The 14,056-nt window shown below is 56.0% G+C and carries 15 protein-coding genes and 1 pseudogene; 14 read left to right on the top strand and 2 right to left on the bottom strand.

Annotated elements, in window-relative coordinates; all coding sequences use genetic code 11:
- Positions 1 to 171 precede the first annotated feature (171 nt).
- From ACUZ9Q_RS07485 to ACUZ9Q_RS07425, 13 genes and pseudogenes are all read left to right on the top strand, one after another.
- The gene (locus ACUZ9Q_RS07485; RefSeq protein WP_192111829.1) at positions 172 to 582 is read left to right on the top strand and encodes an NADH-quinone oxidoreductase subunit A; all 411 of its coding nucleotides are present in this window, start codon (positions 172 to 174) and stop codon (positions 580 to 582) included.
- Positions 567 to 1,034 (top strand): annotated as a pseudogene (locus ACUZ9Q_RS07480) (NADH-quinone oxidoreductase subunit B); the annotation flags it as partial. The gene ACUZ9Q_RS07485 and the pseudogene ACUZ9Q_RS07480, both read left to right, overlap by 16 nt.
- A gap of 179 nt (positions 1,035 to 1,213) precedes the next feature.
- A complete protein-coding gene (locus tag ACUZ9Q_RS07475) occupies positions 1,214 to 1,792 on the top strand; it encodes an NADH-quinone oxidoreductase subunit C (protein WP_449247633.1) in 579 nt (192 codons plus the stop codon).
- Positions 1,789 to 2,907 carry an NADH-quinone oxidoreductase subunit D gene (locus ACUZ9Q_RS07470; RefSeq protein ID WP_192111827.1) on the top strand — a complete coding sequence of 373 codons (1,119 nt, stop codon included), beginning with the start codon at positions 1,789 to 1,791 and terminating at the stop codon, positions 2,905 to 2,907. The genes ACUZ9Q_RS07475 and ACUZ9Q_RS07470 overlap by 4 nt, the downstream gene beginning before the upstream one ends.
- Before the next feature lie 11 nt (positions 2,908 to 2,918).
- Positions 2,919 to 3,911, top strand: a complete 993-nt coding sequence (gene nuoH / locus ACUZ9Q_RS07465; protein WP_192111826.1) for an NADH-quinone oxidoreductase subunit NuoH — start codon at positions 2,919 to 2,921, stop codon at positions 3,909 to 3,911.
- Position 3,912: 1 nt separating this feature from the next.
- A complete protein-coding gene (locus ACUZ9Q_RS07460; RefSeq protein ID WP_022658762.1) occupies positions 3,913 to 4,353 on the top strand; it encodes a NuoI/complex I 23 kDa subunit family protein in 441 nt (146 codons plus the stop codon).
- Positions 4,353 to 4,877, top strand: a complete 525-nt coding sequence (locus ACUZ9Q_RS07455) for an NADH-quinone oxidoreductase subunit J family protein (protein ID WP_192111824.1) — start codon at positions 4,353 to 4,355, stop codon at positions 4,875 to 4,877. The genes ACUZ9Q_RS07460 and ACUZ9Q_RS07455 overlap by 1 nt, the downstream gene beginning before the upstream one ends.
- A complete protein-coding gene (gene nuoK / locus ACUZ9Q_RS07450) occupies positions 4,877 to 5,203 on the top strand; it encodes an NADH-quinone oxidoreductase subunit NuoK (protein WP_192111823.1) in 327 nt (108 codons plus the stop codon). Before ACUZ9Q_RS07455 ends, nuoK begins: the two co-directional genes overlap by 1 nt.
- A gap of 12 nt (positions 5,204 to 5,215) precedes the next feature.
- Complete coding sequence (locus tag ACUZ9Q_RS07445; RefSeq protein WP_192111822.1) at positions 5,216 to 6,709, top strand: monovalent cation/H+ antiporter subunit D family protein; 1,494 nt, start codon at positions 5,216 to 5,218, stop codon at positions 6,707 to 6,709.
- A gap of 2 nt (positions 6,710 to 6,711) precedes the next feature.
- A complete protein-coding gene (locus ACUZ9Q_RS07440) occupies positions 6,712 to 6,957 on the top strand; it encodes a hypothetical protein (RefSeq protein WP_215647596.1) in 246 nt (81 codons plus the stop codon).
- Entirely contained in the window at positions 6,950 to 8,740 is a 1,791-nt protein-coding gene (locus ACUZ9Q_RS07435; protein ID WP_215647597.1) for a Na(+)/H(+) antiporter subunit D, read from the top strand. The genes ACUZ9Q_RS07440 and ACUZ9Q_RS07435 overlap by 8 nt, the downstream gene beginning before the upstream one ends.
- Before the next feature lie 25 nt (positions 8,741 to 8,765).
- The gene (locus tag ACUZ9Q_RS07430) at positions 8,766 to 10,289 is read left to right on the top strand and encodes an NADH-quinone oxidoreductase subunit M (RefSeq protein ID WP_192111819.1); all 1,524 of its coding nucleotides are present in this window, start codon (positions 8,766 to 8,768) and stop codon (positions 10,287 to 10,289) included.
- A gap of 31 nt (positions 10,290 to 10,320) precedes the next feature.
- On the top strand, positions 10,321 to 11,745 hold the full coding sequence (locus tag ACUZ9Q_RS07425; protein ID WP_449247632.1) for an NADH-quinone oxidoreductase subunit N: 1,425 nt from the start codon (positions 10,321 to 10,323) through the stop codon (positions 11,743 to 11,745).
- Between the two features lie 84 nt (positions 11,746 to 11,829).
- On the opposite strand, the gene ACUZ9Q_RS07420 is transcribed toward ACUZ9Q_RS07425, so the two are convergent.
- Both ACUZ9Q_RS07420 and ACUZ9Q_RS07415 read right to left on the bottom strand, forming a co-directional pair.
- The gene (locus tag ACUZ9Q_RS07420) at positions 11,830 to 12,657 is read right to left on the bottom strand and encodes a nitroreductase family protein (RefSeq protein ID WP_192111817.1); all 828 of its coding nucleotides are present in this window, start codon (positions 12,655 to 12,657) and stop codon (positions 11,830 to 11,832) included.
- A 20-nt stretch (positions 12,658 to 12,677) separates the two neighbouring features.
- Complete coding sequence (locus ACUZ9Q_RS07415) at positions 12,678 to 13,016, bottom strand: nuclear transport factor 2 family protein (RefSeq protein WP_192111816.1); 339 nt, start codon at positions 13,014 to 13,016, stop codon at positions 12,678 to 12,680.
- Positions 13,017 to 13,062: 46 nt separating this feature from the next.
- Between ACUZ9Q_RS07415 and ACUZ9Q_RS07410 the strand changes: the two genes are divergently transcribed.
- Entirely contained in the window at positions 13,063 to 14,037 is a 975-nt protein-coding gene (locus ACUZ9Q_RS07410) for a helix-turn-helix transcriptional regulator (RefSeq protein WP_215647600.1), read from the top strand.
- Positions 14,038 to 14,056 lie beyond the last annotated feature (19 nt).

The following is a 14,056-nucleotide window of genomic DNA, read 5'->3' as shown; positions in this document are numbered from 1 at the left end:
ACATTTTTGAACAGAAGCATGTATTTTTTTTAACAATTATTGACACAAAGTTTATGGGGGAGTAGTATTTAACTTAATTTATAAATTCACAAACGACTGTTAATTTAATTGTTTGTGGATTGATCAAGTATATCTTTTCGTAAATTTTATTCCTATTACAAGGAAAAATTTATGTCTAGCAGCGAACTTGTTGACATTGTCTACATAATGGCGTTCTGCCTTGGCGGCATGAGCTTTGCTCTGGGGCCATTTGTAATTGTTTTTTTTCTTGCCCCCCGCCTTACGCGCAACACTGTGGGCAAAACCCGCCAGATTGTTGAGTGCGGCATTGACCCCATTGGCGATGCGTGGATCAAATTCGGCGCGGTATATTACATGTACTCGCTGCTGTTCCTCGCCTTTGCGGTTGATATTCTCTTTCTCTTCCCTGTTGCGGTTATCTACAACAAGGCTTCTCCCATCAGTGATTTCCTGACGTTCGCGGAAGTTTTTCTGTTCGTGGGCATTTTGTCCCTTGTCATTCTGTACGCGTGGAAAAAGGGAGTGTTCCAGTGGCAACGGAAAATATATTCGGATCGGTAGTCCACTTTTCGCGGCTGGATTCGCTGCTGGACATGTGCCGGGCCAATTCGCTCTGGCCCATGACATTCGGCCTTGCCTGCTGCGCCATTGAAATGATGGCGACTGGCGCGTCCCGCTTTGATCTGGCGCGCTTTGGGGCCGAGGTGTTCAGACCGTCGCCCCGGCAGAGCGATGTGATGATCGTTTCCGGCACCATCAACAAGAAGATGGCCCCGGCTGTGCAGATTCTTTACGACCAGATGCCCGAGCCAAAGTGGGTCATCGCCATGGGCAATTGCGCCATTTCCGGCGGGCCTTTTGTGTACGAAGGGCAGTACGGCGTGGTGGAGGGCGTAGGCAAGCTTTTCCCCGTGGATGTGTTCATTCCCGGTTGTCCGCCAAGGCCGGAAGCCCTGATTGAAGGCATCTTGAAGCTGGAAGAAAAGCTCACAGGCACCCGGCGCTGGCCCGTGGTGACGCCCCCGGGGATTCCCGGCCCTGCGGCGGCGCAGGCGGCCAGAATGCAGGAGGAGGCGCAAGCGCCCCCGGCACCTGCCGGGGATGCTGCGGGTGATGGAGGTGCCCCTGTGAGTGCATCTGGAGGAGCCACCGGGGAAGACAAGGCGGGCAAGGAAGCAGGAGGGCATACGTCATGAACGCAGAAACCCTTGGCGCACAGTTGGCGGCCCTGCCCGGAGCCAGTGTTCGCGCTGCAGATCATGCCTCTGTGGGCTATGATCTTGATGTGGCGCTGCCGGAAAGCTCCCTGCTTGCCGCCGTGGGCATCATGGACGGAGCGGGGTACTTTCTTGAAGGAATGACCGGGGTTGACTGGCTTGGCGAGTGCGAGGCCCTGCGCAAGGAGGCCGAAGCCAAGGCCAAAAAGGCCGCCGAAGCCGCCGCTGCCAGTGCAGCGGACGCGCCGAGTACCAGCGAGGCCGCCCCACCTGAAACCCCAGTGCAGGAATCCATACCGCAGGAAGACGAGCTTGAAGTAGTATACGACTTCAACCTCTATTCCGCCCGCCACAGGGTATGCTTGCGGGTGCGCACGCCGCGCTCCAACCCGCAGATCCACACCATCGCCGAAATTTATCCCATAGCCCACTGGCACGAGCGCGAGATTCACGAGTTCTTTGGCATCGTCTTTATCGGGCACCCCTACCTCATCCCCCTGTTGTTGCCCGAAGACGCGGAATACCACCCCTTGCTCAAGGACTATAGCGCATGAACTATCTTGCCCAAAGTCCCACAGACGAGCGGTTTGTTCTGAACCTTGGCCCGCAGCATCCGGCTACGCACGGCGTTTTGCGCGTCAAGATGGTCATGGACGGCGAGTATATAGTGGAGGCCGAGCCTGTGCTTGGCTACATCCACCGCATGCACGAAAAAATGGCCGAAAACCGCACCTGGGCGCAGTTTATGCCCAATACGGGCCGCATGGATTACCTGCATGCCCTGGCCTACAACCACGGTTATGCCTGTCTTGTCGAGCGCGCCGCTTCCATTGAAGTGCCGGAACGCGCCGAATTCATCCGCGTCATCACCAACGAGCTGAACCGGGTTTCAAGCCATCTGCTCTGGTTTGGGGCTTTTGTGCTTGATCTTGGCGGGTTCTCGCCGCTTTTGTACGCTTTTGACGATCGCGAGCAGATTCTGGATCTGCTGGAATCCGTTACCGGGTCGCGGCTCACATACTGCTACTTCCGCTTTGGCGGCGTGTACAACGATGTTGACGATGACTTTGTAACAGGCACGCGGGCCTTTATCGCGCGTATGCGCAAGCGCCTGCCCATGTACCATTCCCTCGTTTCCAAAAACCTCATTATCCAGCAGCGCCTTGTGGATGTGGGTTTTGTACCTGCCGAGATGTGCCGCAAATACGGTGCAACCGGGCCTGTGGCGCGCGGTGCGGGCATTGCTTACGACGTGCGCAAGCACGAGCCATACGGCGTTTATGACCGTTTTACTTTTGACGTGCCCGTGTACTCCGAGGGTGATTCCATGGCCCGCTACAAGGTGCGCATGGACGAGATTGAGCAGAGTCTGCGCATTCTTGAGCAGGCCCTCGACTATCTGCCCAAAGGCCCGGTTATGGCGGCCAAGGTTCCCAAAACCATCAAACCGCCCAAGGGCGACTATTACCACGCTGTGGAAACGGCGCGCGGTCTTCTGGGTATCCGCGCCGTCAGCGATGGCAGCGGTACCCCCTGGCGGCTCAAGTGGCGCACCCCCTGTTTTTCAAACCTGCTTGTTTTTGGCGAGGCGGGCAGGGGAATGCTGCTGCCCGATGCACTGGCGCTGCTCGGCAGCCTTGACCTGGTGATTCCGGATATTGACCGCTAAGGAACACAGCTATGACGTTTTATTCCGAAATGCTGCGTCTTCTGGGGTATCTTGTAGGATTCCTTGTCTTTGTGGCGCTTAACGCGGCCTATCTGGTGTGGGTTGAGCGCAAGGTGGCAGGGCATATACAGCGGCGCATAGGGCCCAAGGAAGTTGGCCCCTATGGCCTGTTGCAGCCCTTGGCGGACGGTTTCAAGCTCATGACCAAACAGGTGTTCATTCCCAAGGATGCGGACGGCGTGCTGTTCTGCCTTGGGCCTGTGCTGGTCATGACCCCGGCCTTCATGAGTTTTGTGACTATTCCCTACACCGAAGGGCTGGTGGCGCGTAACCTTGATCTGGGGCTGTTGGCCATCTACGCCTTTGCCTCGGTAAACGTGCTGGGCCTCCTGCTCGGGGCGTGGGGTTCGCGCAACAAGTACGCGGTTATCTCCGCCGCGCGCGTGGTTTCGCAAAACGTGGCCTACGAAATCCCCATGCTGCTTGTTGTAGTGAGCCTTGTGATGGTCACGGGCACTCTCAACCTCAGCGAAACCGTTGCCACGCAATCGGGCGGGTTCTGGCACTGGAACGTGCTGCGCCTTTCTGCAAGCCCGCTCATGCCGGTTTCGTTCATCATTTTTTTTATCTGTATGCTGGCGGAGACAAACCGCGCCCCCTTTGACATGGCCGAGGCGGAAAGCGAACTGATCGCAGGCGCTTTTACGGAATATTCGGGCATGGGGTTTGGCGTGTACTTTATGGGCGAGTACGCCAACGTGGTGGTTGGCGCCAGTCTGCTGACCCTGCTGTTTCTTGGCGGGTGGGATTGCCCGCTGGGGCTTTGGCCGGGGGCGCACTGGTTTGCCATCAAGCTCTACGCGGTCATATTCACCGTAATCTGGGTGCGCTGGACATTTCCGCGCACAACCTTCTACGGCCTGCTGAACCTCTCATGGAAGGTGCTTATCCCCATTGCGCTCGTCAACCTCATCATTACCAGCGCGTTGCTCAAGGTGCTGTAGTATGAACGCATACTTTAAAAATATCTTTTCAGGCGGGTGGAGCCTCTTTGTGGGCATGGGCATAACGCTGCGCTATTTTTTCAAGCCGGTGGTTACATCATCCTACCCGCGTGAGGTGCTGCCCATAACACCGCGCTACAGGGGCCATATCGACCTTGTATACGACCCGGAAACCGGCACGGACAGGTGCATTGTGTGCGGATCGTGCCAGAAGGCCTGCCCCTCGGGCTGCATAGAGCTTGCGGGCGAAAAACTGGATGGGGCCAAGAAGAAGACCCTCACGAGCTACAAACTGAATTTTACCAAGTGCAGCCTGTGCGGTATGTGCGTGGAATCGTGCCCTACAGACGCGCTGACGTTTTCTCATGACTACAATCTGGCCGGGTTTGACGAGGCGGAGTATCACTTTGACCTTGTACGGCGGCTCAAGGAGCGTCCCTGATGTCCAGTCATGAAACTATGCAAACGCTGGCCGAGGGCATTTTCTGGTTCTTTGTGCTGGTGACGTTCTGCGGCGCGGTGCTGGCTGTTTCGGCGCGCACGCTCATACGCCGCGTGGCAGGGCTTGCCCTGTGCTTCACTGGCGTGGCGGGGCTTTATTACTACCTTTCCAGCCCCTTTGTGGCCTTTATGCAGATGCTTGTGTATGTGGGCGCGCTGTGCGTCACCATAACATTCGCCATCATGCTGGCTGAAACGTCGGACGCAAACCGTGCCCCGCGTCGCAACAGGCTCAGCCTGTTTCTGGGCGCCGCGGCCAGTTGCGCCATCACAGCGGCGCTTGTGGTGCAATCCATCGTGGCTCCCTGGCCGGAGACGCCGCCGTCGCAGATGGAAGGAACCATCGAGCGCATCGGGCAGGCCTTGCTGAGCACGTATTCCATGAGCTTTGAACTTATTTCCGTGGTTCTGGTGGTAGCCATGGTGGGGGCGCTCGCACTGGCCCGCCACGGGAGGGACAAGTGATGCACTACGCCAGCTTGAGTCAGTCTCTTGAAACCTATCTGGTCATCGGCGCGGCACTGTTCGGCCTGGGGCTGTTCGGCATGGCCATGCGCCGCACGTTCATAGGCATGCTCATTGCGTCCGAGCTTATCCTCTGCGGGGCTTCGGTAAACTTTATGGCCTTTGGGCGGTTTTGTGCGCCAGACACGGCAACCGGGCAGATCGCGGCCCTGTTTGTCATGGCCATCGCAGCGGCGGAAGCGGTCATTGTGCTTTCCATCATCATTGCGGTGTACCGGCTGTACCGATCTGTTGAAACGGACGCTCCGTCAGACCTCAAAGGTTAAGGGGAACAGCATATGGATATTGTTGAATCCGTCAGACCCCTGGCCGCCATACTTACAGCGTTGATCGGCGCATGCCTGATAATGCTGACGGGGCGTCGGCCCAACGTGCGCGAGACCGTTTCTTTTGTAACGGCGGTGGTCATGTTCTGCATCATCGCCTCCATGATCGGCGATGTTGCGCCTGCGCCCCTGGGGCTTGGCCACACGCTGCACCTCACGCTTTTTCCCATCCTGCCGGGGCTTTCGGTAAGCTTTCGGGCGGATGCTTTTTCCATGGTATTTGCGCTGGTTGGCTCGTTTTTGTGGATTATCACCGTTTTTTACGCGGCAGGGTACATGCGCGGCCTCAACGAGCATGCCCAGACGCGCTTCAGCGCCTGCTTTGCCCTGACGCTTTTTGGGGCAATGGGCGTGGCCTTTGCCGATAACCTGTTTACGCTCTACCTGTTCTATGAAGTGGTCAGCGTGTGCACCTATCCTCTTGTGGCCCACCATCAGGATGCCGAGGGCTATGACGGCGCGCGCAAGTATATTGTGTACCTGACCACCACGGCAAAAGGGCTGGTGCTGCCAGCCATGATCGTCATCTACGTGCTCACGGGCAATCTGGATTTTGCCCACAACAGCCACACGGGCATCTTGTCCGCCGGGGCCAGCGATGCGCTGGCAACCGTGCTGTACGTTTGCTGCATTCTGGGTTTTGCCAAGAACGGCATCATGCCGTTCCACCACTGGCTGCCGGGCGCAATGGTTGCTCCCACACCTGTTTCAGCCCTGCTGCATGCGGTGGCGGTGGTCAAGGTAGGCGTGTTCTGCACCACGCGCGTCATGCTCTTTGTGTTTGGCACTGATTTGATGAAAAGCCTGAACCTTGGCGTGCCCACGGCCTACTTTGTTTCGTTCACCATTCTTGCGGCTTCCATCATTGCCTTGACCAAGGACAACCTCAAGGCACGGCTGGCCTACTCAACGGTGAGCCAGCTCTCTTACATCGTGCTTGGCGTGGCGCTCCTGACCGTAGACGGCATACAGGGCGGTATAGTGCATATCGCCAACCACGCATTCTCAAAAATAACGCTCTTTTTCTGCGCAGGCGCGATCTATGTGGCAACGCACAAAAAGTGCATTTCTGAAATGAGCGGCCTTGGGCGCTCCATGCCCTTTACCTTTGCGGCCTTTGCCGTGGCCTCGCTTTCCATGATCGGCGCGCCGCCCGTGGCAGGGTTTGTGACCAAGTGGAAGCTGCTGGTGGGCGCAATGGAAATGCCCGCGCATTCCATGGGCATATTGCTGGTGCTGCTGGCAAGTACGCTCCTGAATGTGGCCTACTTTGCGCCTGTGACCTACAAGGCATTTTTCGGCAAAAGGCCGGAAGGCGAAGAAACGGGCATTCGTGAAGCCCCGCTGAGCATGGTTGTGCCCATTCTCATAGCGGCTGGCGTTTCCGTGTTCATCGGCATTTACCCCGATGCCATCATGTCCTTCGTGAAGGTGGTGACAGGATGATAGTGAACATCATCGAATTTTTCCGCGCCCGGCTCAAGGCTACCATTCGCGTGTGCCTGGTGGTGCTGGCCGCGCTGGTGGTGTGGGACGCCCTGTTTGTTTCAAAAGAGCATGTGCACACATTTGTGGAGCGCATACCCGGATTCTGGGCCGCGTTCGGCTTTGTCGCCTGTGTTGTGATTATCATCGTTTCCAAGTGGTTCGGCCATTTGGGCATTATGACCCGCGAGGATTATTACGATGACTGAGCCATGGATTCACCCCTCCGCAGTTCTGTTGCTGGGCGCGGTGATTTTGCCGCTGCTGCCCAAGGCCCTGCGCCGGATATGTATCGTGCTTGTGCCGGTGCTGGCCTTTTGCGCCGTGCTGCTCATGCAGGGGCACAATGGAGTATACGGCGTGCTGCCTTTCATGAAATGGCAACTCATATTCGGCAAGGTCGATGCGTTGAGCATGGTCTTTGCCTACATCATGACCCTCATGTGCGTGATCGGCTCGATCTATGGCCTGCATGTGGAAGAAGCCGCGCAGCACTCCGCCGCCTGGACATATGTGGCAGGATCACTGGGCGTCATCTTTTGCGGGGACTACCTGACGCTCTTTCTCTTTTGGGAGCTGATGGCCTTTTCCTCCGTATTTCTGGTGTGGTTCAGGCGGCGCAAGGAGTCGCTGGCCTCCGGCTACCGATATCTGCTGGTGCACACCGCGGGTGGTTTGCTGCTGCTGGCAGGGCTTGTGCTGCGCTACCGGGCCACGGGCGATCTGACCTTCGGCCCCATCGGCGTGGCTGATCCGCAGCTTTACACCTACCTGATCATGGCCGGGTTTATCCTCAACGCGGCAGTGCCGCCCTTGCATGCGTGGCTGCCCGATGCCTACGGCGAAGCCACGGTGACAGGCGCGGTATTCATGTGCGCCTTTACCACCAAAACCGCCGTATATGTGCTGGCGCGCAGCTTTGCGGGCATGGAAATTCTGGTGCCGCTTGGCGTGTGCATGGCCCTGTACGGCGTTGTGTACGCAGTGCTTGAAAACGACGCCCGCCGCCTGCTGGCCTACCACATCATCAGTCAGGTGGGCTACATGGTGGCAGCTGTGGGCATAGGCACGCCGCTGGCCATCAACGGGGCCTGCGCCCACGCCTTTGCCCACATTCTCTACAAGGGGCTGCTGTTCATGGGCTGCGGCTCTGTGCTGCACATGACGGGCGTGAGCAAGTTCACCCAGTTGGGCGGCCTGTACAAAAAGATGCCCAAAACCTTTGTATTCACTCTGGTGGGCGGGCTTTCTATTTCGGCCTTTCCCCTGTTCAGCGGTTTTGTGACCAAGGCCATGATCGTTGCCGCCGGATTTGAGGCGCACAACTACTGGGCGGGCTTTCTGCTCACCCTGGCTTCTGCGGGTACCTTCCTGCACACGGGTCTGAAGGTTCCTTACTTCATCTGGTTTGGCAAAAACAACTGCTCCAAGGAAACATGGGAACGCGCGGGCGATCCGCCGCTCAACATGCAGGCGGCCATGGCGGTGGCGGCGTTTTTGTGCATCTTCATCGGCTGCTACACGCCGTACCTGTACGACATGCTTCCCTTCCCCGAAGTGGCGGCGCAGTACCACCCCTACAGCGCGGCGCATATTTCTGAAACCTTGCAGATACTGCTGTTTACGGCCCTGGGATTCTTTTTGCTGCTCAAAAAGCTCACGCCGGAGCCCACCATCAGTCTGGATCTGGACTGGTTTTACCGCATGGGCGGCAGGCTGTTTTACTGGTTTGCGCGCAAGCCCGTGCAGTCTGCGGACAATGCCGTGGGCGAGGCCTGGAACCGGCAGGGTATAGTGCCGCTCATGCGCACGGCGCGCTTCTGGTCATGGTTTGACTGGCACGGCATTGATACTGTGGTTGACGGCACGGCCCGCAGCGTGCGCTCTCTTGGCGGAATGCTGCGGCACGTGCAGAGCGGCAGCCTGCAAATAAACATTATTTCCATGGCCGCAGTGGTGGCCCTGGTGCTCACGCTGCTGGCTCTTGTTTGAGCCGGGGTGAAAGGAGATCGCCACAATGGATTTTCTGAGCATGAACACCTTGGGGTATCCCATCCTCAGCATTCTTGTTTTTCTGCCGCTGGCAGGGGCTGTCATTGTGCCCCTGCTGCCGGGGGAGAACAGCGTGCGGGTGTGGACGCTGCTGGTCACTCTGGCAAACGCCGTCATTTCACTGCCGCTGTTTACGCGGTTCAACCCCACATCCGCCCTGTACCAGTTTGCGGAGCACCACCCGTGGATTGCGAGCTTTAACGTCAACTACACCCTTGGCGTGGACGGCATTTCTCTGCTGCTGGTGATGATGACAACGCTCATCATGCCGCTGTGCGTGCTGGGATCGTGGAAGTACATCCAGACCCGCGTAAAGGAATTCATGATCTGCCTGCTGGTGATGGAAACATCCATGCTCGGCGTGTTCATGGCGCTGGATCTGGTGCTGTTCTATGTGCTGTGGGAAGCCATGCTAATTCCCATGTATCTGCTCATCGCCGTGTGGGGCGGGCCGCGCAAGAGCTACGCCTCCATCAAGTTTTTTCTGTATACCTTGGCGGGTTCGGTATTTCTGCTGGTGGCCATTGTGGCCCTGTACATCAATCAGGGGACGTTCAGTATTCCCGCGCTCATGGGGCAGCAATATTCCGAGCGCTTCCAGTTGTTGGTATTTCTGGCCTTTTTCATCGCTTTTGCCATCAAGGTCCCCATGTTTCCCTTCCACACCTGGCTGCCAGCGGCCCATGTGGAAGCCCCGACAGCAGGCTCGGTGATTCTGGCCTCTGTGCTGCTGAAAATGGGCACCTATGGTTTTTTGCGCTTTTGCCTGCCCATTACGCCCGGCGCGGCTATCGGCCTGCTGCCCGCCTTGCAGTGGCTCTCTGTGGCGGGGATCATTTACGGCGGCCTGACCGCCCTTGCGCAGCAGGACATGAAGAAGCTCATTGCCTACTCAAGCGTGGGGCATATGGGGTTTGTGACACTGGGCATCTTTGCCCTGAACCAGCGGGGGCTTGAGGGCGCGCTGCTCCAGATGATCAACCACGGCGTCACCACAGGGGCTTTGTTTCTCTGCGTGGGCATGGTGTACGAGCGTTCGCACAGCCGCGAGCTTTCGGACGCGGCCGGGCTTGGCAAGTTCATGCCCATCTATGTGACGTATCTGACGTTTTTCTCGCTGTCGTCGTTGGCCTTTCCCGGCACAAACAGTTTTGTGGGCGAGTTTCTTATCCTTGCCGGGGCATTTTTCAACAACAAGATCGTGGCGGTTTGCGCCATCCCCGGTGCCATACTGGCGGCGGCCTACATGCTGCGCATGTTGCAGCGGGTGATCTGGGGCGGCACCAACAACCCCGACCAGTCGCGCATGTACGATCTTGGCTGGCGCGAGGCCGTGACCCTGGCCCCGTTGCTGGTGTTTGTTTTCTGGATTGGGCTGGCCCCGGAACCGTTTTTGCGCGTCATGAGGCCCAGCCTTGACCATCTGCTGGCGCAGACCGGCTACCATGCCACGAGCGCACTGGCCCTTGCTGAACTTATTGCGCGTTGATGAACCCCAAGCACAGACATAAGGCCTACGCATGAACGCACATCTTTTTGCACCGGAACTGGTTCTTCTTGCAGGGTGTCTGCTGGCATTTTGCATGACTCTGACGGAAGCCCGGACGCAAACCCTGCGCCTGCTGGTTCTTTGCGTTGGGGCAGCCTTTGCCGCTACCTCCGTTCTTTGCCTTTTTGCCAAGGGAACCCTGTTTTACGGAGCCTACAGGGTAGACCTGTTTTCGCAGCTGGTAAAATGCGTGATGTCCATCGGTTTTACCCTGATGCTGCTTTTTGGGGCAGACACCAAGGGTATTTCCGTGCGCATGCGCCCGGAATATTATTTCTTTCTGCTCACAAGCCTCTTGGGGCTGACCCTGCTTTCAAGCTGTGTGGAGCTGATCACCCTGTTCATCGCCCTTGAACTGTCTTCGTATTCGCTCTATCTGCTGGTGCCCATGCGCACCCCCTCGGACAGCATGCGCGCGCCCATGGAGGCGGCCATCAAGTATCTGCTCTTTGGCGTGACGGCCTCGGGCATCATGCTCTTTGGCATGAGCTGGATTTTTGGCATCGCGGGCAGCACCTATCTTGACCAGATATTGCCAGCCATGAGGACAGCCGGATCACATGCCGCCCCTCTGGTTGGGCTGCTGATGCTCTTTTGCGGCATGTTCTTCAAGCTGGCGGTGTTTCCCTTCCACTTCTGGGCGCCGGACGTGTATCAGGGCGCATCCAACGACACCACGGCCTTTATCGCCTCCATACCCAAGATTGTGGCCGTGGCCGTGCTGGCGCGGTTCTGCTCCATGGCATATCCCGGCGAGGGGCACGTGGCGCTGCTGCTGACCGGGCTTTCCATAGCGTCCATGTGCTACGGCAACCTCACGGCGCTGGTGCAGACTGACGTCAAGCGCATGCTTGGCTTTTCGGGCATAGCGCATGCCGGGTACATCCTCATGGGTATGGCGACCCTGCAAGGCTGGGGCATTGCCACGGCGCTCTATTATGCCACCGGCTATCTGTTTATGATGCTGGCGGCATTTCTGGTGTTGTGCGTGGTTTCGCCCGATGGGCAGAACCTGAGCATCAAGGATCTGAACGGCCTTTCGCGGCGCTCGCCCATGCTGGCCTTTGTGCTTGGCGTGAGCATGTTCGCGCTGGCGGGCATTCCGCCCTTTGTGGGCTTTATGGGCAAGTTCATGCTGCTGACGGGCGCGTGGCGGGCTGGGCATACGGCCCTGGTTATCATTGCCGCCATCAACACAGCAATCGGCATCTACTATTATTTGCAGGTGGTGCGCGCCGTGTATACCGAGGCCGCGCTACATGATGCGGAACCCATTGTGCCTCACGCAGGCGCGCGTATGGCGGGCATATGCCTTGTGGGGCTGGTTCTGGCCCTTGGCATTGCGCCGGAAAGCATGCTCCATCTGGCCAGGGAAGCGGTGCAAGCCGCATGGTAGGCTGACAGACAAGCACGCAACAGTGCAGAAAAGCAAAGTCAGTGCTGACCACAACGGTCGCACTGACTTTTGTTTTTTGCTGCCCTACAAGGAAACGTGCCTGATTTTCGCGGCATTGTCGCGTTGCACCGTGCGGTGGTAGCGAACAGCCGGATACCCAAAAAGCATTGCATAAAAAGGTGTTTCAGGATCCAGACCGAGAATGGGACGCAATTCTGGAGCTGCATCAACTGCAAATTTCAAGAATCCGCACCATGTTGTACCCAATCCGCTGCATTGGGCGAGCAATTCAAAATATGCCAGAGCCAGAGAAATATCTTGCAGAGGTGTACTTGCGGTCTCTGCCGCAGAGACAACAAGCAAGTGCGGCGCACCCCTAAATATTTCATCTACTCCCTGTTGCCGATAGGCTGCCACAGCCGCTGATAAAAAATCTGGCATCAACTCATTGCATTCTATTTTGTTCTCAATTGATTCAATCACCCTGATGCGTAGTTTTTGCATTACGTTGTGATCATCCACCACAGCAAAACTCAAGGTGCGATCGTTACAGCCTGTTGGTGTATTTGCCAGCGTGGCGAGAAGATCATCAATCATTCCGGTTGGCACATTTTCCGTACTGTACTGGCGCACACTGCGCCGTCCCCGCAACAGCGTGTGCATCTGGCTGGCAGATGGTATTTTTTCTGCGCTCAGTTCTATGCTGTTCTCTGCCTTGAGGCCGAAAATACTTACTGCCCCTGTAGGGCATACGGCCAGGCAATGCTGACATTCAAGGCAGTTTGCTTCCAGTATGGGCGAAACCCACGGCAAACCGTCGGAGATGGAAATTATATGGCGAGGACAGTCGGTTATGCATGCATTGCACTGGACGCACTTTTGTGGATCAACTGTAAAATGTATCTGCTTCATGATTATGCCCTTTGCTGCAGCTATGCTGGCAGGATGTTGATACTTTGTATCAATCCGTGTTTGACAATGAATTCATAAGAAAATTTTTGCGGGCTCCCTGGAAAATTGCCTTTTGTCAACGTTATGACTTTTGTGCTCTCAGCAGTAGAAATTGCATCAATAACAGTTGTGCAAAGATCAAATTTTTCCTTTGAATCTGCAACAAAGGCCTTGATGGCATTTATTCCGCTGATTTCATTGTTTTCGCCCGGGTCAAAGAGCACAGCCTCGCTTGCAAGGCAACTGTCCAGTTTTTCAGTTTCGGCAGTGTTCATTGTTTCCATAAATATTTCCACAGCCTCTGGCATGTTGGTGCTCATGGCAACCTCCATTATTTTGTTGAAATTTATGTCTAGCAGAGTAAACATGACAACATTATGTCATGTTTTTGAGCGCCTGATGGAGGCCAGAGTGAAAATTGACCGCCTTTTGTCCATTGTGATGATTTTGCTGGAAAAGAAAAAAGTAAGCGCCTCAGAACTTGCCCAGACGTTTGAAGTATCTGTGCGAACCATCTATCGCGATGTTGATACAATAAATCAGGCGGGTTTGCCCGTGGTCACGTATCCTGGTGCAAAGGGGGGAATTGGCATTCTTGAAAGTTACAAGGCGGAAAAGCGTTTCTTCACGTCGCAGGATGTGACCATGATCCTGATGGGGCTGGGCAGTATTCGCACGTCTTATTCAAGTGCCGAGGTGGCAGGAGCAATTGCAAAAATTAAAGGGCTTGTTCCTGAGGCAGAGCGCAAGGCAATTGAATTGCAGGCAGGGCAGGTATCAATTGATTTGACTCCCTGGAGCAACAATCATGCTGGTATGGCAGCGCTCGTGAAAATTCAGCAGGCCTTGAAGGATAATAGGCTGTTGGAGTTTGATTATAATGACCGTAAAGGCCAGCGGAGCGCCCGCCGTGTAGAACCATACAAACTGATTCTTAAAAGAAGGAGCTGGTATCTTGGGGGATATTGCCTGCTGCGTGAGGGCATGCGCCTTTTTAAAGTTTCACGTATGGCTGAAACAAAACTGTGCAAGGAATCGTTCTCTCCGCGCACTGTTGCTACAGAAGATTTTATTGTTCGAAATTTTGACGATGCAGAATGCATGGATGGAATAATACGGATATCTGCAAGGGCCAGAGAGACAATTGTGGAACTGTTTGGAGATGCGGCGCTTGAGCAGGAGAATGAAAATACGTGGCTGGCCCGTATTCCATTAACTGACAATGATCAGGGGCACAGTTTTGTTGCCAGCCTTGGCTGCGATGCAGAAGTGCTCGCCCCTGAATGCATCAGGGAAAGCATGAAAGAATATTTCAGAAAAGCCATGAGCGTCTATTGTTAATGTAAGCCTTTACCCGCCC

The organism is Desulfovibrio desulfopostgatei, from assembly GCF_053570645.1.
This window is presented reverse-complemented; position numbering and strand designations above follow the sequence as displayed.

What these genes read in the sequence shown, in the direction of transcription:
- ACUZ9Q_RS07485 (WP_192111829.1), top strand. Translation starts at nt 172, where the DNA reads ATGTCTAGCAGCGAACTTGTTGACATTGTCTACATAATGGCGTTCTGC.
- ACUZ9Q_RS07475 (WP_449247633.1), top strand. Translation starts at nt 1,214, where the DNA reads ATGAACGCAGAAACCCTTGGCGCACAGTTGGCGGCCCTGCCCGGAGCC.
- ACUZ9Q_RS07470 (WP_192111827.1), top strand. Translation starts at nt 1,789, where the DNA reads ATGAACTATCTTGCCCAAAGTCCCACAGACGAGCGGTTTGTTCTGAAC.
- nuoH (WP_192111826.1), top strand. Translation starts at nt 2,919, where the DNA reads ATGACGTTTTATTCCGAAATGCTGCGTCTTCTGGGGTATCTTGTAGGA.
- ACUZ9Q_RS07460 (WP_022658762.1), top strand. Translation starts at nt 3,913, where the DNA reads ATGAACGCATACTTTAAAAATATCTTTTCAGGCGGGTGGAGCCTCTTT.
- ACUZ9Q_RS07455 (WP_192111824.1), top strand. Translation starts at nt 4,353, where the DNA reads ATGTCCAGTCATGAAACTATGCAAACGCTGGCCGAGGGCATTTTCTGG.
- nuoK (WP_192111823.1), top strand. Translation starts at nt 4,877, where the DNA reads ATGCACTACGCCAGCTTGAGTCAGTCTCTTGAAACCTATCTGGTCATC.
- ACUZ9Q_RS07445 (WP_192111822.1), top strand. Translation starts at nt 5,216, where the DNA reads ATGGATATTGTTGAATCCGTCAGACCCCTGGCCGCCATACTTACAGCG.
- ACUZ9Q_RS07435 (WP_215647597.1), top strand. Translation starts at nt 6,950, where the DNA reads ATGACTGAGCCATGGATTCACCCCTCCGCAGTTCTGTTGCTGGGCGCG.
- ACUZ9Q_RS07430 (WP_192111819.1), top strand. Translation starts at nt 8,766, where the DNA reads ATGGATTTTCTGAGCATGAACACCTTGGGGTATCCCATCCTCAGCATT.
- ACUZ9Q_RS07425 (WP_449247632.1), top strand. Translation starts at nt 10,321, where the DNA reads ATGAACGCACATCTTTTTGCACCGGAACTGGTTCTTCTTGCAGGGTGT.
- ACUZ9Q_RS07420 (WP_192111817.1), bottom strand. Translation starts at nt 12,657, where the DNA reads ATGAAGCAGATACATTTTACAGTTGATCCACAAAAGTGCGTCCAGTGC.
- ACUZ9Q_RS07415 (WP_192111816.1), bottom strand. Translation starts at nt 13,016, where the DNA reads ATGAGCACCAACATGCCAGAGGCTGTGGAAATATTTATGGAAACAATG.
- ACUZ9Q_RS07410 (WP_215647600.1), top strand. Translation starts at nt 13,063, where the DNA reads ATGACAACATTATGTCATGTTTTTGAGCGCCTGATGGAGGCCAGAGTG.